Genomic DNA, 22210 nt, shown 5'->3' with positions numbered 1-22210 from the left:
CCCGGCAGATGTTGACGCAGTCACTTCTCGCCCCTAAGGTGATCCTGTCGCCTGAATTCTGTATACAGAAGACAGAAGTCAGTCGGCAGTAGAGACCTGCATCACATAGGCAAGGAGGCCTTACTTTGATTCGCACGGCATTCACCCGCGGAAAGGTCGCGACCGCACTCGCGCTCGGCACCGCACTCGCACTGACCGGATGCGCCGCATCCGACGACACCGGCAGCTCGACGGGCGACGGAGGATCCGACAAGGTCGTCCGCATCGGCTACATCGGCCCCCTCTCGGGCGGATCGGCCTCGCTCGGCGTTCCCTCGAAGAACGCCATGGAGCTCGCGGTCGCGCACGTCAACGAGTCCGGCGACCTCGGCTTCACGCTCGAGCTCATCACCGTCGATGACGAGGCCGACGCGGCCAAGTCCTCGACCGCCGCTCAGCGCATGGTCACCGAGGACGGCGTCGTACTCGTCGTCGGAGGCCCGAACTCGGCCCCCGTCAAGGCGAACAACGCCATCATCACGGGCGCTGGCGTTCCCAACGTCATCTCGATCGCGCAGTCCGACAACCTCGTCGACCCCGCGAACCCGGGATACGACCTCACCTACCGTGTCACCGAGAACAACAGCTACGACGTCGGCGCCATCGTGAGCCTCTTCGTCGCTGGCGACTACGACAACATCTGCATGGTCGCCGACACCACCGAGTACGGCCAGAACGGCATCGCGGCGACCGAGTCGGTCTTCGCCGCCAACGGCCTGACGCTCGGCGGCACCGCCCAGCACGACGCCAACGCGGCCGACCTCATGCCGCAGGTGCTGCAGCTGCGCGACGCGAAGTGCGACGCCGTGTACCTGTACACGCTCGGCCAGGATGCCGCCCTCTTCATGAAGACGGTCAACCAGGTCGGCTGGGAGGTTCCGGTCATCGGTGCTCGCGCCCTCGCGCAGCAGGCGTTCATCTCGATCGCGGGCAAGGACGGCGACGGCATCATCTTCCCGAGCGTCATCGACCCCGGGAAGAAGGCCGCGCAGGACTTCATCGCCGCGTACGACGCCGAGTTCGGCGCCGACAGCGACCCCGCGCACGTCTTCTCCTCGGTCGCCTACGACACCATCCAGATGGTCGCCGCGGCTCTCAAGGCCTCGAACGGCGAAGGCGGCGAAGCGCTCGTCAAGGCGCTGCAGAGCGTCGAGATCGAGGGCGTCTCGGGTCGTGACGGCTCGAAGCTCAGCTGGAGCGCCGACAAGCACGAGGCTCCGGGCGAGGACTACCTCACCTTCTGGACCATCAAGGACGGCAAGTACGAGTTCTACTCGAGCGACGTCGAGTCCGGCCGCTGAGTGACGGACGAGCGGTAACGGCACCATGGAGACATTCCTGCAGCTAGCGGTGAGCGGCATCGCCACCGGCAGCATCTACGGACTGATCGCACTGGGATTCCTTGTGGTCTACCACGCGACAGGGCTCGTCAACTTCGCCCAAGGCCAGATCCTCATGGTCGGGGCGATGGCGATCTTCATGTTCGTCATGCAGCTCCGCCTCGACTACTGGGTCGCGATCATCGCGGTCCTCGGGGTGGCTCTGCTGCTGGCGCTCGTGCTCCGCTTCGGAGTGCACGTGCCGCTCGTCCGCCGCAACGCACCCAGCCACGACATGGTCGTCGCGACCATCGCGTTCGGCCTCGTGCTCACCGAGGTGGTCGCCCTCACGATCGGAAACGCCCGCTACGGCGTCGACCCGATCGTGACGGGCGCCCCCCTCGCGGTGGGCGGCATCACCATCCAGATCCAGTCGCTCATCATCGTCGTCGTCGCTTGGGCGCTCGTCGGCGGCATCTGGATCTTCTTCAACAAGACGCTCACGGGCATCTCGCTGCGGGCGGTCGGCCTCAACCGCACCGCCGCGGCGGTGAGCGGCGTGCGCGTCGGGCGCCTCATCACGATCGGCTTCATCATCAGCGTGGTCGTGACGGTCGTCGCGGGCATGCTCGTGGCACCCGTCACGAGCGCGACCGCCCACATGGGCATGGAGCTCGCGGTGAAGGGCTTCGCTGCGGCCGTGCTCGGCGGCATGTCGAGCGTCTACCGCGGCATGGTCGCGGGCGTCGCGATCGGCCTCATCGAAGTGCTCTCGTCGTACTACATCTCGGGGGCCTGGTCGGGACTCATCGCCTTCACGGTGCTGTTCGTCGCCCTCGTGCTCATGCCGTCCAAGGTCCGTATGTCTGGAGCTCACGCATGACCACCACGAACCTCACCGTCATCGGCGCAGCCGACATCCGGCCCTCCTCGGGGCGCGGCCGGCGCACGCAGTTCCTCATCGAGATCGGCGCGACGGCGCTCGTGCTGCTGCTTCCGATCCTGCTCTCGGGCAGCCCCTACGTCCTGCGCATCGTGCAGGACGTGGCGATCTGGAGCATCCTCGCGCTCAGCCTCACGCTCATCTTCGGCTTCACGGGTCAGATCTCCCTCGGCCAGGCCGTGTTCTTCGCCCTCGGGGCGTACGGATCGGCGGTGCTGCAGACGAAGCTCGGCGTGCCGTTCCCGATCGCCTGGATCGTGGCTGTGCTGCTCGCGATGCTCGTGGCCTACCTCGTGGCGCTGCCTCTGCTGCGCATCCACGGCCACTTCCTCGCCCTCGGCACGCTCGCCCTCGGCCTCATCGTCTCGACGCTGCTCGTGCAGATGCGCGACATCACGAACGGCTACGACGGCATCCTCATGCCGGGCATGGTCGTGCTCGGGCAGTGGCTCTTCCAGAACTTCGCGTACGTGATCCTCGGGTTCCTCGCGCTGTCGTACTGGATGGTGCGCAATCTCACCAGCCGCGGCATCGGCCGCGCGCTGTTCGCTCTGCGGGACGACCCCGCGGGAGCGGCCGCGCTCGGCATCCCCGTGACGCGCTACAAGGTGCTCGCGTTCATGATCGGCGGCGGCCTCGCCGGCCTCGCGGGTGTGCTCTACGCGCACCACTCGCAGGTCATCACCCCGGAGGCCTTCACCTTCGACGCCTCGATCCACGTGCTCCTCATCGTCGTCATCGGCGGCATGAGCAGCCGTCTCGGTGCGATCCTCGGCGCCGCCATCGTCGTGGCGCTGCCCGAGGTGCTGCACGCTCTCGAAGAACCGAAGAACCTCATCTTCGCGCTCGTCGTGCTCGCGATTCTGCTGTTCATGCCCGGCGGCATCGTCGGCGGCGTGCAGCAGCTCTGGCGTCGCGCGGCGACGTTCATCTCCCGCAGGAAGGGGGCAGGCGCATGACCCTGCAGATCGCATCCGTCAGCAAGCGCTTCGGCGGTCTCATGGCTCTCGACGACGTGAGCTTCACGGTTCCCACCGGTCAGCTCACGGCCCTCATCGGCCCGAACGGCGCCGGCAAGACCACGATGTTCAACTGCATCGCGGGCCTGCACAAGCCCACCACCGGCACCGTCACCCTCGACGGCCGCGACATCACGGGCCTTCCGCCCGCGAAGATCCTCGAGGCGGGCATCGCACGCACCTTCCAGCTCGTGCGCTCGTTCCGCGGGCTCACGGTGCTCGAGACGATCATGACGGCGGGGCACGCGCGCTCCGGCCAGGGGATGTGGGGTTCGATCTTCGCGCTCCCCTCGGTGCGGCGCAGCGACCTGGTGCTTCGTGACGAGGCGTTCGGAACACTCGAAGCGCTCGGGATCGCGCACCTGCACGACTCGTACGTGCACGAGCTGCCGTACGGCCAGCAGCGACTCGTCGAGATCGCGAAGGCCCTCATGACAGGATCCGAGATCCTGCTGCTCGACGAGCCGGCCGCGGGCCTGCACCACGACGAAGTCGCTGCTCTGCGCGCGCTGCTCGTGGCGCTGCGCGAACGCGGGACCACCATTCTGCTCGTCGAACACAACATGCCCTTCGTGCTCTCGATCGCCGACCGCGTGGTCGTGCTCGAGTTCGGCCGCAAGATCGCCGAAGGCACGGCGGATGAGGTGTCGCGCGACCAGCGCGTCATCGACTCGTACCTCGGAAAGGAGGAGGACGTTGCTTGAGGCGACTGGACTCCGCGCGGGCTACGGACGTGGCCCGGATGTGCTGCTCGATGCCGCAGTGAGCGTCGGCGACGGCGAGATGGTGGCCCTCATCGGGCTCAACGGCGCCGGCAAGTCGACGACCGTGCGCACGATCGCCGGGTTGCTCCCGGCGCGCGCTGGCAGCGTCACCTTCGATGGCGAGGACATCACGAACCTGTCGACGGATGCGCGCGCCCGCCGCGGCATCGTGCTCGTCCCCGAGGGCCGTGAGCTGTGCCCCACCATGACGGTCGAGGAGAACCTCCTGCTCGGCACCGTGCCGGTGGCGCGCGCCGACCGTCGTCGCGTGACGGCCGAGAACAGCGAGCTCGTCTACGGGCTGTTCCCGATCCTGCTCGACAAGCGCAAGGATCCGGCGGGCAGCCTCTCGGGCGGTCAGCAGCAGATGGTGGCGGTGGGCCGCGCGCTCATGTCGTCGCCGAAGCTGCTCATCCTCGACGAGCCCTCGCTCGGCCTCGCGCCGCTGCTCGTTCGCGAGATCTTCGACGCCGTGAAGGGTCTCAACGACAAGGGCCTCTCGGTGCTGCTCGTCGAGCAGAACGCCACCATCGCGATCGCATTCAGCGACCGGGCCTACCAGCTGGAGCTCGGATCGGTGACCCCGACCGATGCTTCTGCCGCCCAGCGCTCGCTCATGCACGCGGAGACGGGACTCGATGCCGGCGAGGTGGAACGCGCCCCGCTGCGGCTTCCCGATTACCAGTGGATGGCCCGCGGATCGCGGGCTGTGCGGCCCGAGGTCGCGCAGTGACCGAGCCGATGCAGTCCGGGGCAGAGCTGTTCCACACTCGCAAGTTCTCGGACATCGCGGGGGAGATCATCCGCGAACGCATCATGTCGGGGGCGCTCGCCCCCGGTGCGCGCATCAACGAGGTGGTGCTCGCCGACGAGCTCAAGATCAGCCGCCCGCCGTTGCGCGAGGCGCTGCGTGTGCTCAGCGGTGAGGGCATCGTCGTGATCGTGCCCGGCAAGGGCGCGTTCGTCGCCGACCTCGACCTCGAGTCGTTCGTGCACGTCGCCGAAGTGCGCCTCGCCCTCGAGGTCGAGACGGCGCGGCTTGCGGCGCAGCGCATCGAACGCGACGACGTCGCGGTGATCGAAGACCTCATGGCGCAGCTCGAGACGGCTCTCGCCGGTCAGGCGTCGGCATACCCGCACCACATCGAGTTCCACCACGCTCTCGCCGTCGCCACCGGCAACCCCCACCTCACGACCGCGCTCGGTGAGGTGATCCGTCAGATCCGTCTCGCCAGCATCCAGACCAATGAGGACCCGCAACGGGCCCATCAGGTGATCATCGAGCACCGCGTCATCGCCGAGGCGGTGCTCGCTGGCGACGCCGACGCGGCCGCCGATGCGATGCGCACACACATCCGCAACAACACCGAGGCGACGGTCGAACTGCTGCGAAAGAGCGAAAGGGCACAGTCCTCATGATCGAGACCCGCATGGTGATCGGCGGCGAGCTCGTGGCCGCCTCCGACGGCGCGACGTTCGACGCGATCGACCCGTTCACGACTCAGGCGTGGGCCACGGCTCCCGCCGCGACGGACGACGACGTCGATGCCGCCGTCGCCGCAGCATCCGCCGCCTTCCCCGCGTGGCGCGACACACCCGGGTACCGTCGCGCCGAGCTGCTGCACGCGCTCGCCGACGCCGTCATGTCAGAGGCCGACCGGCTCGCCGTGTGGGAGACGACCGACAACGGCAAGGTCATCCGCGAGACGCGGCCGCAGATGGCGTTCGTGGCGCGCAACCTGCGCTTCTTCGCCGGGTACGCCGACAAGCTCTACGGGCGCACGATCCCGCTCGACAACCCCGAGATCTTCGACTACACGGTGCGCCGCCCGTACGGGGTCTGCGCCCTCATCACGGCGTGGAACAGCCCGCTGTCGCTGCTCGCCAACAAGCTGCCGCCCGCGCTCGCCGCGGGCAACACGGTCGTCATCAAGCCGAGCGAGCACGCGTCGATCACGACGCTCGAGCTCGCCCGGCTCGCCACCGAGGTGGGCTTCCCGCCCGGCGTCATCAACGTGGTCACGGGCGACGGGATGGTGGGCGACCGCCTCACCCGCCACCCGGAGGTCGCGAAGATCAGCTTCACGGGCGGTGGCCCCACGGGCAAGCGCATCGCCGCGAACGCTGCGGAGCGACTCGTGCCCGTGACGCTCGAGCTCGGCGGCAAGAGCCCCAACATCATCTTCGCCGACTCGGATCTCGACCGTGCGATCGTCGGCGCGGTCGCCGGGATCTTCGGCGCCGCCGGGCAGACGTGCGTCGCCGGATCCCGCCTGCTCGTGGAGCAGAGCGTCTACGCGCGCGTGCTCGACGAGGTGAGCGAACGCGCTGGCCGCATCCGCCTGGGCGATCCCAAGCTCGCCGACACCGAGATGGGCCCCGTCGCCAACCGTCCGCAGTACGACCGCATCCTCGGCATCATGGCCGCGGCCCAGGAGGCCGGAGCGCGCGTCACCGCGGGCGGCGGCGCCGCGACAGGAGAAGGGCTCGGAGAGGGGCTCTTCGTGCAGCCCACCGTGCTCGCCGATGTCGACCCCGACAGCCGGATCGCACACGAAGAGGTGTTCGGTCCGGTGCTCTCCGTGATCCCCTTCGAGACCGAGGCAGATGCCGTGCGCATCGCCAACGGCACCGAGTTCGGGCTCGCCGCGGGCATCTGGACGAACGACCTCTCGCGATCGCACCGCATGACTGCGGCCCTCGACGCGGGTGTCGTCTGGATCAACACCTACCGCACGAGCGCCGCGCAGGCGCCGTTCGGCGGCACCAAGCAGTCGGGTTACGGACGCGAGCGCGGCGAGGACGTGCTCGCCGACTACACCTACGTGAAGAACGTCATGGTCGACACCTCCACCGCGGCGCGCGACCCCTTCGCCATCCGGACCTGAGGCCCGGAACCCCTTCGTCATCACACAGCTAGTCAAGGAGAGAACAGTGTCGTCACATCACTTCGACGTCGTCGTCGTCGGCGCGGGCAATGCCGGTCTGACCGCAGCGCTCGCGGCCCAGGAGGCGGGCGCGCGCGTGCTCGTGCTCGAGGCAGCCAGCCTGGAGCAGCGCGGCGGCAACAGTCGGTTCACGGGAGGCATCTTCCGCACCACGCACGACGGCCTCGAGGCCATCAAGCCCGTACTGCACAGCGACAGCGACAAGTACCTCGACAAGGTGACGGTCGGCCCGTACACGGTCGAGGACTACACCAAGGACTGGTCCTCGACCTCCGAGGGACGCCAGGACGCCGACCTCATGCGCCTCACCATCGAGCGCTCGTGGGAGACCGTGCAGTGGATGCACGGCAAGGGCGTCGGGTTCGAGATCACCGCCGACAAGCTCGTCGACCCCTCGAAGCAGGAGGCCGACAAGACCTACGCGCTCGCGCCCGGCGGAGCGATCCGCTCGTGGGAGGAGGGCGTCGGCCTCATCGAGAACCTGTTCGCCGCGGTCGAGAAGACCGACATCGAGGTCTGGTACGACGCACCCGGCCACGAGCTCATCACCGAGGGCTCGACCGTGGTGGGAGTGCGCGTGCGCCGCGACGACGCCTTCGTCGACGTGCACGGCCAGGTGGTGCTCGCCGCAGGTGGCTTCGAGGCCAACCCCGAGATGCGTCTGCGCTACCTCGGCCCCGGCTGGGACCTCGTGAAGGTGCGCGGCACGCGCTACAACCAGGGCGTCATGCTGCGCCGCGCGATGGACGCGGGCGCGAAGGCCGTCGGCCACTGGGCCGGATGCCACGCGGTGCCGCTCGACGCGAACGCGCCCGATGTGGGCGACCTCAAGCTCAAGGACAAGACGAGCCGCTACTCCTACCCCTACGCGCTGCTCGTCAACCGCGAGGGCAAGCGCTTCATCGACGAGGGCGAGAACAACGTCTTCCTGACGTACGCGAAGACCGGCCGGGCCGTGCTCGCCCAGTCGGGCGGCGTCGCGTACCAGATCTTCGACCAGAAGGCGCTTCACCTGCTCGAGCCGCGCTACTCGACCGGCACGCCCGTCGTCGCCGACACCCTCGAGGAGCTGGGCACGAAGCTCGGCATCGACGCCAAGGCGTTCGTGCAGACGGTCGCCGACTACAACGCTGCCGTGCCCGCCGACGCGGCCGACCGCAACGACCCGTTCACGCTCGACGGCGTGCGTGCCGAGCCCGAGGGGCAGCCGGCGAAGTCGAACTGGGCGCTCACCATCGAGCAGGGCCCGTTCGTCTGCTACCCCGTCACGTGCGGTGTGACCTTCACCTACGGCGGCATTAAGATCGACACCGAGGCGCAGGTCATCTCGAACGAGGAGAAGCCCATGCCGGGCCTCTACGCCACCGGCGAGATCTCGGGCGGATTCTTCTACCACAACTACGGTGCCGGAGCCGGGCTCATGCGCGGCGCCGTGTTCGGCCGCATCGCGGGCACGAACGCCGCGCGTCGCGCCGCCGAGCTCGCGGCGGCGAAGGCCGCGTGATGAGCGAGCTCCGCGACTTCGAGAAGGCGGGCTTCATCGGCCTCGGCGTGATGGGGGGCCCGCAGGCCGCCAACGTCACCCGCATGTCGGGCCTCGACGTCACCGTGTTCGACCTGGTTCCGGAGGCCATTGCGCGCCTCGAGGAGCTGGGTGCGACCGCGGCGCCGACGGTCGCGGAGCTCGCCGCCGCATCCGACGTGATCCTCATGTCGCTGCCGGGGGCACCCCAGGTCGAGAAGGTTCTCTTCGGGGAGGGCGGGGTGTTCGACTCCGCCCGCCCCGGCACCGTCATCATCGACCTCTCGACGAGCCCTGTCGCCCTCGCTCAGCGCGCGGGCGCCGAGGCCGCCTCACGCGGGATGCACTTCGTCGACGCACCGGTCGCGCGCACCCGCCAGGCCGCGATCGACGGAACGCTCAGCATCACGGCGGGCGGCGACGCCGAGGTGTTCGCGGCCGTCGAACCCCTGCTGCGCACCATGGCATCCGACGTGCTGCACTGCGGCCCGAACGGTGCGGGCGCGCTCATGAAGGTGCTCAACAACATGGTCGTCTTCGAGACCGTCGTCGCGCTCGCCGAGGCCATCACGGTCGTGCGTCGCAGCGGACTCGTCGACCCTGAGCTTGCCTGGAACGCTCTCGGCAACGGGTCGGCTGCGAGCTTCGTGCTCGAGAACCACGGTCGCAAGGCTCTGCTTCCCGACGTGCACGGCGAGGGGATCTTCCCGACGAACTACATGATGAAGGACCTCGCCTACGCGCTCGAAGCCGCGCGCGACCTCGACACGACGCTCCCCGCAGCGGCGCTCGCGCACGAGCTGCTGCAGCGCACCGCCGAAGCCGGTTACGGTGCCAACTACCACACGGCCGTCGTGCGGGTCATCGAGGGGGAGTAGCGGATGGGCGAGGCGGTGCACGAGGTCTACGGGATCGCGTTCGCGCGCAATGAGACGGGCCGTCGCGGCCGGTACTTCCTGGGCGCGGCCGCCGAACCCGCCGACGAGCCGAAGCACCTCGCGTACTACACGTGGGTTCTGCGCTCGGATGCGGGAGACGTGGTCGTCGATGTGGGCTTCACGGCGGAGACGAACAAGCACCGCCCGCGCATCCTCCTCGAGAGTCCGAGCGCCGCGCTCACCCGACTCGGCACCGACGCCGCCGACGTGCGGCTCGTGGTGCTCTCGCACTTCCACAACGACCATGTCGGCGACGTCGAGCCTTTCGCGAACGCCGAGTTCGTCGCCCAGCGTGCCGAGTTCGAGTTCTGGACGAGCGAGTACGCCTTCCGCGGCGAGCTGGGGCATCACGCCGAGCGGGACGACATCGACCGGCTCGCGCGGTTGCACGACGACGGCCGACTGCGGCTCATCGACGGCGATGCCGAGCTCGTGCCCGGCGTCAGCGTGCACCACACGGGCGGGCACACGCCCGGCACGCAGGTGGTGCGGGTGGCGACCGCATCCGGTCCCGTCGTGCTCGCGGCCGACGCCTCGCACTTCTTCGAGAACGTCGAAGAGGATCACGCGTTCGCGGTGCACACCGACCTCATCGGCATCTACCGCACCTTCGACCGCATGCGCGAGCTCGCGGGCCCTGACGGCGTGGTCGTCGCGGGCCACGACCCGGATGTGCTCCGCCGCTTCCCCGCCGTCCCCGGCCTCGAGGGCCGCGCCGTCCGCATCGCCTAGGACCACGATGAACTTCCACTCCGAGCGCCCACGCGTTCCCGCCGTGCTCATGCGCGGCGGCACCAGCAAGGGCGTGTTCCTCCACGATCGCGACCTGCCCCCCGCGGGCCCCGAGCGCGACGATCTGCTGCTGCGCATCATGGGCAGCCCTGACCCGATGCAGATCGACGGACTCGGCGGCAGCTTCTCGAGCACGAGCAAGGTCGTCGTCGTCGATAGTGTCGACCGCGATCGCGTGCGCTACTGGTTCGCGCAGATCGGCGTCGACACGGCGACGGTCGACTGGTCGGGCAACTGCGGCAACCTCACGACCGCGGTCGGCGTCTTCGCGATCGAGGAGGGGGTTGTGGATGCGGGCCCCGACGGCATCCGTCGTCTCGTGCTCCACAACGCGAACACCGGGGTCGACATCGAAGCCGAGATCATCGTCTCGGGCGGCGTGCCTGCGACGCGCGGCAGCCTCGCGATCGCGGGCGTCCCCGGCACGGGCGCGCCGATCGTCACCCGCTACCTCGAACCTGCGGGTGGCGTGCTCGGCGCGCTGCTGCCCACCGGGTCCGCTGTCGATCGCCTGGTGGTCGATGGTGTTCCCGTCGACTTCTCGCTCGTCGACGCGACGCACCCGTACGTGTTCGTCGACGCGGCGGATGCGGGACTCGCCCACGACGACGCTCGCACGCCCGAGCAACTGGGCGCGGATGCCGCGTTCCTCGACCGTGTGGAGCGGATCCGCGCCGCCGTCGCCGTGCGCGCGGGTGCCGCGCCCTCGCTCGCGGCAGCCACCGCGGAGTCGCCCATCGTGCCTCGCATCGTGCTCATCCACCCGGATGCCGATGCCGATCTGCGCGTCACGGCGTTCTCGATGGGCCGCGTGCACCGGGCCGTGCCGATGACGGCCGCCCTCTGCATCGGCGCCGCCGCGCGCATCCCGGGCACGCTCGTCGCCGAACTCGCGGGACTCGCCAGTTCGGCCGGGGCCGAGAACCAGGTGCGCATCCGCCACCCGAAGGGCGTCGCGACGGTCGTCGTCGAGACGCGTGGCGGTGCCGACATGATCCGCTCTGTCGGGGTGGTGCGCACCGCGCGGCGTCTGATGGACGGCCACGTGTACCCGCGCGAGCACTGACGTGAACGACGCCGCGGCCCGGCTGCTGCAGCCGATCCTGGGCGGTCTCCTCTGCCAGGTGGTCGTCGGCATCGCGCGGCCAGCCGTCTCGTATCGCGCCCTCGAGCTGGGAGCCGATGAGTTCCTCATCGGCGTGCTCGTCGCGGCCTTCGCCGTGCTGCCGCTCGTGGCGGCGATCGCCATCGGACGGCTCGCGGGCCACGCCCGGTTCGTCGCGATCGTGCCGATCTCGGGCGGTGTGCTGCTCGCCGGAGCCGCGGCTCTCGCGGCGCTCGCGGGTGACCTCGTGGCGCTCGGCGTCGCATCCGCGCTCCTCGGGCTCGGCAATCTCGTGGTGCTGCTCGGCGCCCAGTCGTGGATCTCCCGCGCGGCGACGACCACCCGGTACGACGCCGGCTTCGGGTGGCTGACGGCGGGGATGTCGGTGGGGCAGGCGATCGGCCCGCTCATCACGGGGATCGTCGTCGGTCAGCGCGACACGGATCCGGACGTCGTCGCGCAGGCCTTCTGGGTGGCGGCGGGCTTCGCGCTCGTGCTCTCCGCGACCTTCATCTCACGTGCGACGCCACGCACCGGAACCGGTGCCGAACCTCAGGTGCTCTCTCCTGCGGCGATCCTGCGTCGCCCCGGCGTGCTCACCTCGATGGCGGTGAGTGTGAGCCTGCTCACCTCTGTCGACATCCTCGCCGCCTACCTTCCCGTCATCGGGGAGAGCACGGGCATGCGCCCCGAGGTCGTGGGCGCTCTGCTGGCGATCCGCGGCATCGCCTCCGCGGTGCCTCGACTTCTGCTCGGGCTGCTCACCCGGCGCTGGTCGCGCACTCTGCTCGTCGCCGCGAGCACGATCGGCGGCGCGGCCACGATGATCGCCGTGGCGCTCAGCGGCAACACGATCGCGCTTGCGATCGTGATGCTGGCCGGCGGATTCCTCATCGGGCTCGGCCAGCCGCTCACCATGAGCCTCGTCGCGCTCGCTGTGCCGCGGGAGATGCGCTCGGAGGCCCTCGCCGTGCGGCTCGTCGGCAACCGGATAGCCCAGACGGCTATTCCGCTCATCGCGGGCGGGCTTGCGGTGGGGGCCGGGACGGCGGCGGTATTCTGGGTGCAGGGCGTGTTCCTGGCATCCTCGACGGCGTGGTTTCTGGCAGAAGACCGCCACCGTCACCGGAAAGACCAATAAGATGCGCCCCGTGAGTGAGCAGAGCTTCACCGTCCGTCGGTTCTCCGACGATCTGACGCGCATTCTGCGTGAGCGCATCCTCACGGGCGATCTCGGCGTGGGCGAGCGTCTCAACGAGGTCAAGCTCGCCGAACAGTACGGCATCAGCCGCTCACCCGTGCGCGAGGCGATCCAGGTGCTCGCCGCAGAGGGACTCGTGCAGCTCGTCGCCGGACGCGGCGCGTTCGTCGGCGGGTTCGACGCCGACGAGGTGCGCGAGCTCGGACAGGTGCGCGAGGCCCTCGAATGCCACGCAGCACGCCTGATCACCGAGCGCGCGTCAGAATCCGACATCGCCGAGCTCGAGCGCAGCGTCGACGAGCTCGAAGACACCGATCCCGACGAGGACTTCCATCGCGTGCTGCTGCGCCTGTCGCGCAACAGCCGCCTCGAGCAGCTCGGCACGTCGGTGTCGGCGCAGCTGCGCCTCGCCCGCTCCCGCTCGGCTCAGCGTCCCGGTCGTCTCGCGGAGGCCGCCGCCGAGCATCGCGAGATCATCGCCGCGATCCGCACCGGCGACGTCGACAGGGCGGCAGCGGCCGTGCGTGCGCACGTCTCCGCCGCCACGGAGAGCGCCGCGTCCTGAGTCGCCGCGGGTAGTCCACGGGTACCCTGAGCCCGTGGATCCCGTCATCGCGACCTTCGTCATCCTCGGGGCGGCTGTCATCGCGTTCATCACGGGGCGAGTGCCGCTCGCCATCGTGGCGCTCGGGGTGTCGCTGGCTCTCTGGGCGACGGGAGTGCTCGGCATCACCGAGGCGCTCGCCGGATTCAGCGATCCGACGGTCATCCTCATCGCCTGCCTCTTCGTCGTGAGCGAAGCCCTCGACGCCACCGGTGTGACGGCGTGGGTGGGGCAGGTCGTCATCCAGCGTGCCGGCACCGCCCGGATGCGGCTCACCCTCGTGATCGCGCTCATCTCGGCGCTGCTCTCCGCCTTCATCTCGATCAACGGCGCGGTCGCAGCCCTCATCCCCGTCGTCGTGGTGGTGGCGACGCGCGCGGGTCTCGTGCCATCGAAGCTGCTGCTCCCGCTCGCCTTCGCCGCGAGCGCCGGGTCGATGCTCACCCTCACCGGAACACCCGTGAACCTGCTCGTCTCGGAGACCGCCGCATCGTCGGGCGGTCGCGCGTTCGGGTTCTTCGAGTTCGCGCTCGTGGGCATCCCCCTCGTGCTGTGCACGGCGGCGACCGTCGCGCTTGCGGGCGGGCGACTGCTTCCGACCCGCGAGCCCGAGCACCTCGTCGAGGGAGTGCACGACGGACACTCCGCCACCCGCACCCTGCGCAAGGCGTATCGGCTCCCCGAGGAGCACAAGCTCATCGACACCCGGGAGGGTGTGGCCGAGGTGATGATCACCCCGCGGTCGCGGCTCATCGGACGCGAGGTGAGCGTCGGCATGACGACCCGCGACGAGGAGCTCGTGATCCTCGCGGTGCGCCACGGCGGCGTCGACGCGACCGAGGTGATCCGTGACGAGATGAGCGGCAAGACCGTGATCCAGGCAGGCGACGCTGTGCTCGTGCAGGGACCGTGGGATGCCCTCGAGCGCTACGTGCGCTCGTCGGATGTGATCCCCGTCACGGCGCCGCACGTGCTGCGCCGCACGGTGCCGCTCGGCCAGGGCGCGAAGCGGTCGATCGCCGTGCTCGTCGTCATGGTCGCGCTGCTCGCCACGGGAATCGTGCCGCCGGTCGTCGCCGGCCTCGTCGCCGTCATGGCGCTCGTGCTGCTGCGCGTGCTCTCGGTGCCGCAGATGTTCCGTTCGGTGGCGTGGACGACAGTCGTGCTCATCGCCGGGATGATCCCGCTCTCGACGGCATTCATCTCGACCGGCGCCGCCGGACTGATCGCGGACGGCGTGCTCGCGATCGTCGGCGACGCCTCCCCGCACCTCGCCCTGCTCGTGCTGGGGGTGATCACGATCATCCTCGGACAGTTCATCTCGAACGTCGCGACGGCTCTCGTGATCGCGCCCATCTCGATCGCGCTCGCGCAGTCGCTCGAGGTGAGCGTGCTTCCGTTCATGATGTCGCTCACCGTCGCCGCGGCGGCATCGTTCTTCACGCCCATCGCAACGCCCGCCAACATCATGGTGATGCAGCCTGCGGGCTATCGGTTCGGCGACTACTGGCGACTCGGGCTGCCGCTCGCGGCGCTGTTCCTTGCGTTCGCGGTTCTGTACGTGCCGCTCATCTGGCCGTTCTGACGGGTCGTCCGGGGGCGCGGCCGACTCGCGCACGAGGGTAGCGGCGCGTGTGCGCGATGTCAGCCCCCTCCCGAATCGCGCCTGCGTCGGCTGGGCTGGAAGCCCACTCGGCCTCACGGCCGCCCCAGCTGAGGAGCCCCCGATGTCCGAACCTGTGACCGATTCGCACGATTCCGATTCGCCCGACTCGAACACCCACGACCCCGAGTTCGACGGACCTCCCACAGGCCCTGCAGGCGCCGAGAGCGCCGACGCGCCCATTCCCGGGATGCCCGAGGGCATCCGGTCCGACGGGCGCATCGACCTCGATGAGTCGCGTGATGAGAGCGGCGACGGCTCGGACGACGGCCCCGAGATCCAGGTTCCCGCGCCGTAGGCGGTGGCGACTCGTTCAGGCGAGCCGCACCGTCTCCGTCGTCTCGACGAGCGGACTGAACACGGCGCGCTCGTTGGGGGTGTCGTTGGGCTGGTGCAGGGTGAGCATGAGCTCGCCCGCGAGCGTGCGGAAGATCATCCCGTGGCCTCCGTCTGCCGCCCACAGCGGCGTCGGCTCCTGCGTCCACGGACCGGCGATGGTGCCGGAGGACGAGCGCGCGATGCCCATCGCGTATCCGCTGTCGCCGAAGCTCGACCAGAGCATGATGAGGCCGCCCGATGCGAGCCGGTGCAGGAACGGGCCGTCGGTGACGTACGCCAGGCGGTCGGCGGGCACCCGCGGATGGGCGATCGGCCGCGCCCACGCCGCCTCGGAGGCGCGGAACAGCACGGTCGGCTCCCCGACAGCGCCGCGCAGGTCGGGGGAGAGGCGCTGCGCGACGACCTCGCCGTCCCAGACCTGCTCCCACTCGTGGCAGAACACGATCCACGGCTCACCCGACTCGTCGACGTGGAGGGTTCCGTCGAGACACTCCCAGTCCGCGGGTGTCACGCGGCCGTCGCTCCATGTCCGGTACGGCCCCTCGGGATCGTCCGCGACGAGGATCTGCGTCCCCCGGGGCACACCCTCGGCCTTGAATGTGGCGAACATGTAGTGGCGGCCGTCGTACGCGTGGACCTCCGGTGCCCAGAAGTTCCGGTCGCTCCAGAACCCCTCATCCGGGCGGAAAGCCGCGAACGGACCATCCCAGTGCTCGAGATCGGTGCTGCGATAGCAGTCGAATCCGGTCGCGGGGGGTCGCCAGATATCGGCATCTGTGCTGCCGAAGAGATAGGAGACGCCCTGGTCCGGGAGGGTCAGCACGTACGGGTCGCGGATCTGGATCTCGGCGGTGGTGGGCACGCCCCCATCCTGTCGGAGGCCTTGTCGTCGCAACAGGGGCGGGTTCGCGGGATGGTAACCCGACCCCTCGCCGGCTGTCACCCCCCTCGCCCAGGTCGCGGATCTGACGTGGAGTAGTCGCGGAGGCGATTCGACCCATGAGCCGATACGACGAGATCGAACAGGACCACCCGCTCGACGAGAGCACGTCCGCGAAGGTGCAGCACTTCAATTCCGAGGGGTATGTGCTCCCCGATGAGGCTGCGGCGTCACCGACCGAGATCCCCGACGTGCCGGGGTCGCTCACGGGGCCGGCTGCGGCATCCGAGACCGACGAGCCCGACGCGGACGACGGACTGTTCCACGACCAGCAGATGCCCACAGCCGACGGCGAGCTCTCCGATCCGGATCCGGATGAGGGACTCGCCGACGAAGAGACCGAGAGGACGACCCCATGACCAACGCAGACGGATCGCTCGACGACGGAAGCCTGTCGCAGCCGGACCGCGTGATCGGCGTCGACGACCCCTCCGTCGGTCCCGGCCCGGATCCGGTGCCGGCGGCACCCGACGGCGTGCCGATCGACCCCGACTACGTGCCCGAGGTGCAGCCCGACGTGACGCCGGCTGAGCCGTTCCCTGGCGGCCCCGACGAGCCGGCCCCCTCGCTCCCCGATGACGACGGACGTGGTTCGGGTGATGCGCGAGATGTCCCGAATCCGGTGCTCTGATGAGCATCGAGAAGGATCGCGCCGTCGGCCGGCGCTTTGTCGAGCCGGGTGAGCTGAGCGCGCGCGAACGGGTGCGCGACACCTATGTGCGCGGTCCGCGCCGCGCGCCGCGCCTGCCTGTCATTTCGCGCGACCCCGCGCTGCGGGACGTGGCGGTCGTCGATCCGCAGGGCACGTTCGGCGAGCGGCCATCGCCGCCGCCGCCCGTCGCGCCTGGCCCCGCGGCCCCCGCGCCGGTGGTGCTCCCGCCCGACGTGATGTGAGAAGACCTGGCAGCCCGAGCGCACCGCACGCGCTCGGGCTGTCATCTGTGTGCGGGGCGACTCAGATCCGCGCTCACTCGGGGGAGTGCGCCTCCAGGAACTCGTACACCTCGGTGAGGTCGACGCCCGTGAAGGTGCCGCTCGGCATCGCCGCGAGCAGCGACGAGTTGAGCCGCGCACTCGGCCACGCGACGGGCGCCCACTTCTCGGAGAGGTCGGCGGGGGGCTGGCGGCAGCACGCCGGGTCGGGGCACGTCGAGGCGTGTCGCGTGGGGGTGTCGCGCCCGCGGAACCACTTCACATTCACGAACGGCGTGCCGACGCTCACCGAGAACGATCCATTCGGGGTGGACTGGATGCTCGACGTGCACCAGTAGGTGCCGTTGGGCTTGTCGGTGTACTGGTGGTACGGGCTGAAGCGATCCTCCACGTCGAACACCTGCCGGGCCGACCAGTAGCGGCACACGATCTGACCTTCGACCGCACCGAGGGCGTCCGTCGGGAAGTACGCGCCGTCGTTCTCGTACGCCTTCGAGATCGCCCCCGATTCGTGCACCTTGAGGAAGTGCACGGGGATGTCGAGGTGCCGGGTGGCGAGGTTCGTGAAGCGGTGCGCGGCGGTCTCGTAGCTCGTCGAGAACGCATCCCGCAGATCCTCGACCGAGAGCTCCCGCTTGGCTTTCGCGGCCGTCAGGAACGCGACTGCGCTCGCTTCGGGGATGAGCAGCGCGCCCGCGAGGTAGTTCGTCTCGACCCGCTGGCGCAGCAGCTCGGCGTAGTCGTGCGGCTCCTGCTTGCCGAGCACGTGCGCCGCGAGCGCCTGCAGCAGTGCCGAGCGCGGGTCGGAGGTCTGCCGCACGGGCAGGTAGATGCGCCCGTTGGCATGGTCGGTGACGGATCGCGTGGTCGCGGGCAGATCGCTCACGTAGTGCAGGGTGAAGCCGAGGTGGCGCGCGAGCTCGGAGGCGACGCGCTGGGAGAGCGGGCCGCCTTCGTGCCCGACGGCGGCGAGAAGCTCGCGCGCTGTGGCCTCGAGCTCGGGGAAGTAGTTGGAGCGCGCACGCTGCTCGCGACGCAGCTCGGTGTTGGCGCGGCGGGCTTCCTCGGGGGTGGCGGCGCGCTCGCGGTGCAGACGGTCGAGCTCGTTGTGGAGGGTGAGGATCGTCCGGATCGCATCATCGGAGAGCGTCTTGCGAATGGGGACGGGCGCAAGGCCGAGGCTCGAGAACAGCGGTCCGCGGCCGGCGCGTTCGAGTGCGATCTCGAGGGCCGCGCGCTTCGACGGCGGCTCGGGCTTCAGCAGGTCGTCGACGCTGGTGCCGAGGATGCGGGCGAGCTTCTGCAGCTCGCCGAGCTTGAGCTCGCGCTTGCCGTTCTCGATGAGCGACAGCTGCGAGATGGCACGGCCGAGGCCCGTCGCGACCTCATCGAGAGTGAGGCCCCTATCGACGCGAAGCTGCCGGATCCGCCGGCCGATCGTGAGGGAGTCGAGCACCTCTTCATCGTCGAAGGCCAGGGCGGCGGAATCGCTCATGCACCCACGCTGTCATCCCGCGTTCTTCTGATCAATAGAAAAACCTGGGTATTTCATGTCGAGATTCACGAGAAAAGCCCTTGAGGTGGGCGCAACATCGAAACCACACCGCAGACGCGGCGCACGAAAGGACCTCGACGATGAGCACGACCACTCGCCCCGGCGACCAGACGCAGACCGCAGAGCAGCTCGCCCACGAGTGGGCAACCGACCCCCGCTGGGCCGGCGTCCGTCGCGACTACACGGCCGAGGACGTCATCGCGCTCCGGGGTCCCGTCCGCGAGGACGCGACACTCGCCCGCCGCGGCGCCGAGCGTCTGTGGGAGTCGATCCAGGTCAACTCGGAGAACCCGGAGCACTGGATCCGCGCCCTCGGCGCCCTCACCGGCAACCAGGCCGTGCAGCAGGTGCGCGCGGGGCTCGAAGCCATCTACCTCTCCGGCTGGCAGGTCGCGGCCGACGCCAACCTCTCGGGTCAGACCTACCCCGACCAGTCGCTCTACCCGGCCAACTCGGTGCCGGCCGTCGTGCGCCGCATCAACAACGCGCTGCAGCGCGCCGCCCAGATCGAGTTCGCCGAGACCGGCAGCACGAGCCGCGACTGGATGGCCCCCATCGTCGCCGACGCCGAGGCCGGCTTCGGCGGCCCGCTCAACGCCTACGAGCTCATGCAGGGCATGATCGCCGCGGGAGCTGCGGGCGTGCACTGGGAGGACCAGCTCGCGAGCGAGAAGAAGTGCGGCCACATGGGCGGCAAGGTGCTCGTCCCCACCAGCCAGCACATCCGCACCCTCAACGCCGCGCGCCTCGCCGCTGACGTCGCGGGGACCCCGACGGTCATCATCGCGCGCACCGATGCGCTCGCCGCGACCCTGCTCACGAGCGACGTCGACGACCGCGACCGCCAGTTCACCAACGGCACCCGCACCCCGGAGGGCTTCTACGAGGTGCAGAACGGCATCGAGCCCGTGATCGCCCGCGGACACGCATACGCGCCGTACGCCGACCTGCTGTGGGTCGAATCCGCCGAGCCCGACCTCGAGCTCGCGCGCCGCTTCGCCGAGTCGATCCACTCGGAGTTCCCCGACCAGAAGCTCTCCTACAACTGCTCGCCGAGCTTCAACTGGAAGCGCCACCTCGACGACGCCCAGATCGCCACGTTCCAGCGCGAGCTCGCGGCGATGGGCTACGCGTTCCAGTTCATCACCCTCGCCGGGTTCCACTCCCTCAACCACGGGATGTTCGAGCTCGCACTCGACTACAAGGACCGCCACATGTCGGCCTACGTCGAGCTGCAGGAGGCGGAGTTCGCCTCCGAGGCGAAGGGCTACACGGCAACCAAGCACCAGCGCGAGGTCGGCACCGGCTACTTCGACCGCATCGCGACGGCTCTCAACCCCGAGTCCGCGACCCTCGCCCTCGTCGGCTCCACCGAGTCCGACCAGTTCCACTGATCCATCCCCTCCCCAGGCATAGACGCGTCTGTGCCCCACTCGCTTCTCACGTAAGGACCAGAACAATGACCAGTCGCATGGAGGTGCTCGGCCCGCAGGGCGAGCGCTTCGACGAGATCCTCACCCCCGAAGCCCTCGGCTTCCTCGCCGAGCTGCACGACCGCTTCGTCGGTCGCCGGCACGGAATCCTCGCCACCCGGATGGAGCGTCGCCGGGCGATCGAGAACGGACGCGACCTGCGCTTCCTGCCCGAGACCCGCGAGATCCGCGAGGACCCGAGCTGGCGCGTCGCGGGGGCCGGCCCCGGCCTCGAGGACCGACGGGTCGAGATCACGGGCCCCACCGACCGCAAGATGACCATCAACGCGATGAACTCGGGTGCGAAGGTCTGGCTCGCGGATCACGAGGACGCGACGAGCCCCACCTGGGCGAACGTCATCGGCGGCCAGATCAACCTCTCGGATGCGATCCGCCGCCGCATCGACTTCACGAGCGAGGAGGGCAAGGAGTACCGCCTCGCCGAGGAGAACCCGACGATCGTGTTCCGTCCGCGCGGCTGGCACCTCGTCGAGAAGCACCTCCGCTACACGGACGTGCCCGGCATCGCCGCCCCCGCATCGGCGTCGCTCGTCGACTTCGGTCTCTACCTGTTCCACAACGCGCACGAGCTCATCGAGCGCGGAACGGGCGCCTACTTCTACCTGCCCAAGCTCGAATCCCACCTCGAGGCGCGGTTGTGGAACGACGTCTTCACGTTCGCCGAGGAGCGCCTCGGCCTCGAGCACGGCAGCATCCGCGCGACCGTGCTCATCGAGACGATCCCCGCTGCGTTCGAGATGGAGGAGATCCTCTACGAGCTGCGCGACCACTGCGCGGGTCTCAACGCCGGCCGCTGGGACTACATCTTCTCGATCATCAAGAACTTCCGCGGACGCGGAGCGGCGTTCACGCTTCCCGACCGCGCGAAGATCACGATGACGGTGCCGTTCATGCGGGCCTACACCGAGCTGCTCGTCGCGACGTGCCACAAGCGCGGCGCGCACGCCATCGGCGGCATGAGCGCGTTCATCCCGAACCGCCGCGACCCCGAGGTGACGCAGCGTGCGCTCGAGCAGGTCGCGGCCGACAAGCGCCGCGAGGCGGGCGACGGCTTCGATGGCACGTGGGTGGCCCACCCCGACCTCATCGCCACGGCGCGTGCCGAGTTCGACGCCGTGCTCGGCGACAAGCCCAACCAGGTGGATCGTCTGCGCGACGACGTGCACGTCGAGGCGCGTCAGCTCATCGATCTGCGCATCGACGGCGAGGTGACGGAGGCGGGTGTCGCCGCGAACGTGTCGATCGCGCTGCGCTACGTGGAGTCGTGGCTGCGGGGCGTGGGCGCTGCGGCGATCGACAACCTCATGGAGGACGCCGCGACTGCCGAGATCAGTCGTTCGCAGCTGTGGCAGTGGATCCGTCAGGGCACGGTCACGAGCGAGGGGACGCGCGTGACGGCCGCCTCCGTGGAGCGCCTGCTCGACGCGGAGCTCGAGGCGCGACGCACCCCGGGTGGTCGCTTCGACGACGCCGCGGAGCTCGTGCGCAGCCTCGTGCTCGAGGATGACTTCCCGACGTTCCTCACGATCGAGGCGTACTCGCGCTACCTCGTGGAGCCGGAGGTGACGGCCGCGCTGTCGGCGCTCACCGGCTCGCTCCCGACGCCTGCGAGGGCTGCCTGATGCGCGTGCTGCTGCTGGGCCAGGTTCCCGCTGATGTGGTGACGCGTCTCGCCGAGTGCCTGCGGGTGCCGCACATCGCGGCAGCCGCGGGTGCCCGGGCATCCGAGCTCGATCTGCCCACCCCCGGCTTCGTGCTGGAGCAGTTCCCGCGCACCGCCGACGAAGCGCGTGAGCTCGACCGCATCCTCGATGCCCGCGCCGCGGGCCTCGACGCGGTCGTCAACATGGGCGGTGACGACGCGCTGCTCGCGCACTACCGCGGCCGCATCGTGGAGGCCGACGCATCCGGCTCCGCCGAGGATGTCTTCGACCGCATCCTCGGCGGGCTGCGGGAGGCGCTCATCGCCGCCTGATCAGAGGCGGGCTCGGCCCGCGCCCCCCCCCCCCCGAGAGCCCCGGGCGACGACGGTGTCGCCTGGGGCTCTGCCATGCGGCCCGGAGCTCTCTGCGAATTGTGGTCAACGCTGTTGA

General features: G+C 69.6%; 23 protein-coding genes. 21 read left to right on the top strand and 2 right to left on the bottom strand.

Going from position 1 to position 22210, the window contains the following annotated elements; genetic code table 11:
- The first annotated feature begins 125 nt into the window (after positions 1-125).
- The 15 genes from HCR12_RS12565 to HCR12_RS12495 all read left to right on the top strand — a co-directional run bounded on the left by HCR12_RS12565 (position 126) and on the right by HCR12_RS12495 (position 15155).
- Positions 126-1340, top strand: a complete 1215-nt coding sequence (locus HCR12_RS12565; protein ID WP_166866922.1) for an ABC transporter substrate-binding protein — start codon at positions 126-128, stop codon at positions 1338-1340.
- Positions 1341-1389: 49 nt separating this feature from the next.
- Complete coding sequence (locus tag HCR12_RS12560) at positions 1390-2241, top strand: branched-chain amino acid ABC transporter permease (RefSeq protein WP_166866921.1); 852 nt, start codon at positions 1390-1392, stop codon at positions 2239-2241.
- Entirely contained in the window at positions 2238-3260 is a 1023-nt protein-coding gene (locus HCR12_RS12555) for a branched-chain amino acid ABC transporter permease (protein WP_166866918.1), read from the top strand. The genes HCR12_RS12560 and HCR12_RS12555 overlap by 4 nt, the downstream gene beginning before the upstream one ends.
- Positions 3257-4024: an ABC transporter ATP-binding protein gene (locus HCR12_RS12550; RefSeq protein WP_166867471.1), complete on the top strand. Its 768-nt coding sequence runs from the start codon at positions 3257-3259 to the stop codon at positions 4022-4024. The genes HCR12_RS12555 and HCR12_RS12550 overlap by 4 nt, the downstream gene beginning before the upstream one ends.
- Positions 4017-4817: an ABC transporter ATP-binding protein gene (locus tag HCR12_RS12545; protein WP_224763508.1), complete on the top strand. Its 801-nt coding sequence runs from the start codon at positions 4017-4019 to the stop codon at positions 4815-4817. Before HCR12_RS12550 ends, HCR12_RS12545 begins: the two co-directional genes overlap by 8 nt.
- The gene (locus HCR12_RS12540) at positions 4814-5503 is read left to right on the top strand and encodes a GntR family transcriptional regulator (RefSeq protein WP_166866913.1); all 690 of its coding nucleotides are present in this window, start codon (positions 4814-4816) and stop codon (positions 5501-5503) included. Before HCR12_RS12545 ends, HCR12_RS12540 begins: the two co-directional genes overlap by 4 nt.
- Positions 5500-6972: an aldehyde dehydrogenase gene (locus HCR12_RS12535; RefSeq protein ID WP_166866911.1), complete on the top strand. Its 1473-nt coding sequence runs from the start codon at positions 5500-5502 to the stop codon at positions 6970-6972. The genes HCR12_RS12540 and HCR12_RS12535 overlap by 4 nt, the downstream gene beginning before the upstream one ends.
- A gap of 46 nt (positions 6973-7018) precedes the next feature.
- Positions 7019-8536 carry an FAD-dependent tricarballylate dehydrogenase TcuA gene (gene tcuA, locus HCR12_RS12530; protein WP_166866909.1) on the top strand — a complete coding sequence of 506 codons (1518 nt, stop codon included), beginning with the start codon at positions 7019-7021 and terminating at the stop codon, positions 8534-8536.
- Positions 8536-9432, top strand: coding sequence for an NAD(P)-dependent oxidoreductase (locus HCR12_RS12525; protein WP_166866908.1), 897 nt, complete (start codon positions 8536-8538; stop codon positions 9430-9432). The genes tcuA and HCR12_RS12525 overlap by 1 nt, the downstream gene beginning before the upstream one ends.
- Before the next feature lie 3 nt (positions 9433-9435).
- Positions 9436-10224, top strand: coding sequence for an N-acyl homoserine lactonase family protein (locus tag HCR12_RS12520; protein WP_166866906.1), 789 nt, complete (start codon positions 9436-9438; stop codon positions 10222-10224).
- Positions 10225-10231: 7 nt separating this feature from the next.
- Positions 10232-11350, top strand: a complete 1119-nt coding sequence (locus HCR12_RS12515) for a PrpF domain-containing protein (RefSeq protein WP_166866904.1) — start codon at positions 10232-10234, stop codon at positions 11348-11350.
- Between the two features lies 1 nt (position 11351).
- Complete coding sequence (locus tag HCR12_RS12510; RefSeq protein ID WP_166866902.1) at positions 11352-12530, top strand: MFS transporter; 1179 nt, start codon at positions 11352-11354, stop codon at positions 12528-12530.
- Positions 12531-12540: 10 nt separating this feature from the next.
- Positions 12541-13155: a GntR family transcriptional regulator gene (locus HCR12_RS12505; RefSeq protein WP_166866900.1), complete on the top strand. Its 615-nt coding sequence runs from the start codon at positions 12541-12543 to the stop codon at positions 13153-13155.
- Positions 13156-13189: 34 nt separating this feature from the next.
- The gene (locus HCR12_RS12500; RefSeq protein WP_166866898.1) at positions 13190-14779 is read left to right on the top strand and encodes an SLC13 family permease; all 1590 of its coding nucleotides are present in this window, start codon (positions 13190-13192) and stop codon (positions 14777-14779) included.
- A 142-nt stretch (positions 14780-14921) separates the two neighbouring features.
- On the top strand, positions 14922-15155 hold the full coding sequence (locus tag HCR12_RS12495) for a hypothetical protein (RefSeq protein ID WP_166866896.1): 234 nt from the start codon (positions 14922-14924) through the stop codon (positions 15153-15155).
- A gap of 15 nt (positions 15156-15170) precedes the next feature.
- Here the strand turns inward: HCR12_RS12495 and HCR12_RS12490 are convergent, their stop codons facing one another.
- A complete protein-coding gene (locus HCR12_RS12490) occupies positions 15171-16058 on the bottom strand; it encodes a glycoside hydrolase family 43 protein (protein ID WP_166866894.1) in 888 nt (295 codons plus the stop codon).
- A gap of 137 nt (positions 16059-16195) precedes the next feature.
- On the opposite strand from HCR12_RS12490, the gene HCR12_RS12485 reads away from it, so the two are divergent.
- Genes HCR12_RS12485 through HCR12_RS12475 form a run of 3 tightly spaced genes read left to right on the top strand, consistent with a single transcriptional unit; the run spans position 16196 to position 17030 of the window.
- Positions 16196-16495, top strand: coding sequence for a hypothetical protein (locus HCR12_RS12485; RefSeq protein ID WP_166866892.1), 300 nt, complete (start codon positions 16196-16198; stop codon positions 16493-16495).
- The gene (locus tag HCR12_RS12480; RefSeq protein WP_166866890.1) at positions 16492-16767 is read left to right on the top strand and encodes a hypothetical protein; all 276 of its coding nucleotides are present in this window, start codon (positions 16492-16494) and stop codon (positions 16765-16767) included. The genes HCR12_RS12485 and HCR12_RS12480 overlap by 4 nt, the downstream gene beginning before the upstream one ends.
- A complete protein-coding gene (locus HCR12_RS12475) occupies positions 16767-17030 on the top strand; it encodes a hypothetical protein (RefSeq protein WP_166866888.1) in 264 nt (87 codons plus the stop codon). The genes HCR12_RS12480 and HCR12_RS12475 overlap by 1 nt, the downstream gene beginning before the upstream one ends.
- A 73-nt stretch (positions 17031-17103) precedes the next feature.
- Here HCR12_RS12475 and HCR12_RS12470 read toward each other — a convergent pair whose 3' ends face one another.
- Complete coding sequence (locus HCR12_RS12470) at positions 17104-18564, bottom strand: helix-turn-helix domain-containing protein (protein ID WP_166866886.1); 1461 nt, start codon at positions 18562-18564, stop codon at positions 17104-17106.
- 140 nt (positions 18565-18704) lie between these two features.
- Here HCR12_RS12470 and aceA point away from each other — a divergent pair, with 140 nt between their 5' ends.
- From aceA to HCR12_RS12455, 3 genes are all read left to right on the top strand, one after another.
- On the top strand, positions 18705-20018 hold the full coding sequence (gene aceA, locus HCR12_RS12465; RefSeq protein ID WP_166866884.1) for an isocitrate lyase: 1314 nt from the start codon (positions 18705-18707) through the stop codon (positions 20016-20018).
- 65 nt (positions 20019-20083) lie between these two features.
- On the top strand, positions 20084-21739 hold the full coding sequence (gene aceB, locus HCR12_RS12460) for a malate synthase A (protein WP_166866882.1): 1656 nt from the start codon (positions 20084-20086) through the stop codon (positions 21737-21739).
- Entirely contained in the window at positions 21739-22092 is a 354-nt protein-coding gene (locus HCR12_RS12455) for a hypothetical protein (protein WP_166866880.1), read from the top strand. The genes aceB and HCR12_RS12455 overlap by 1 nt, the downstream gene beginning before the upstream one ends.
- Positions 22093-22210 lie beyond the last annotated feature (118 nt).

This window comes from Salinibacterium sp. ZJ70 (genome assembly GCF_011751865.2).
Lineage (GTDB): Bacteria > Actinomycetota > Actinomycetes > Actinomycetales > Microbacteriaceae > Homoserinibacter.
The sequence above is the reverse complement of the archived record's forward strand: the minus strand, read 5'-3'. Positions and strand labels throughout refer to the sequence as shown.

Coding starts and splice junctions, on each gene's coding strand:
- aceA (WP_166866884.1), top strand. CDS start 18,705: ATGAGCACGACCACTCGCCCCGGCGACCAGACGCAGACCGCAGAGCAG.
- HCR12_RS12555 (WP_166866918.1), top strand. CDS start 2,238: ATGACCACCACGAACCTCACCGTCATCGGCGCAGCCGACATCCGGCCC.
- HCR12_RS12515 (WP_166866904.1), top strand. CDS start 10,232: ATGAACTTCCACTCCGAGCGCCCACGCGTTCCCGCCGTGCTCATGCGC.
- HCR12_RS12470 (WP_166866886.1), bottom strand. CDS start 18,564: ATGAGCGATTCCGCCGCCCTGGCCTTCGACGATGAAGAGGTGCTCGAC.
- HCR12_RS12525 (WP_166866908.1), top strand. CDS start 8,536: ATGAGCGAGCTCCGCGACTTCGAGAAGGCGGGCTTCATCGGCCTCGGC.
- HCR12_RS12480 (WP_166866890.1), top strand. CDS start 16,492: ATGACCAACGCAGACGGATCGCTCGACGACGGAAGCCTGTCGCAGCCG.
- HCR12_RS12550 (WP_166867471.1), top strand. CDS start 3,257: ATGACCCTGCAGATCGCATCCGTCAGCAAGCGCTTCGGCGGTCTCATG.
- HCR12_RS12485 (WP_166866892.1), top strand. CDS start 16,196: ATGAGCCGATACGACGAGATCGAACAGGACCACCCGCTCGACGAGAGC.
- HCR12_RS12475 (WP_166866888.1), top strand. CDS start 16,767: ATGAGCATCGAGAAGGATCGCGCCGTCGGCCGGCGCTTTGTCGAGCCG.
- HCR12_RS12535 (WP_166866911.1), top strand. CDS start 5,500: ATGATCGAGACCCGCATGGTGATCGGCGGCGAGCTCGTGGCCGCCTCC.
- HCR12_RS12455 (WP_166866880.1), top strand. CDS start 21,739: ATGCGCGTGCTGCTGCTGGGCCAGGTTCCCGCTGATGTGGTGACGCGT.
- HCR12_RS12495 (WP_166866896.1), top strand. CDS start 14,922: ATGTCCGAACCTGTGACCGATTCGCACGATTCCGATTCGCCCGACTCG.
- HCR12_RS12520 (WP_166866906.1), top strand. CDS start 9,436: ATGGGCGAGGCGGTGCACGAGGTCTACGGGATCGCGTTCGCGCGCAAT.
- aceB (WP_166866882.1), top strand. CDS start 20,084: ATGACCAGTCGCATGGAGGTGCTCGGCCCGCAGGGCGAGCGCTTCGAC.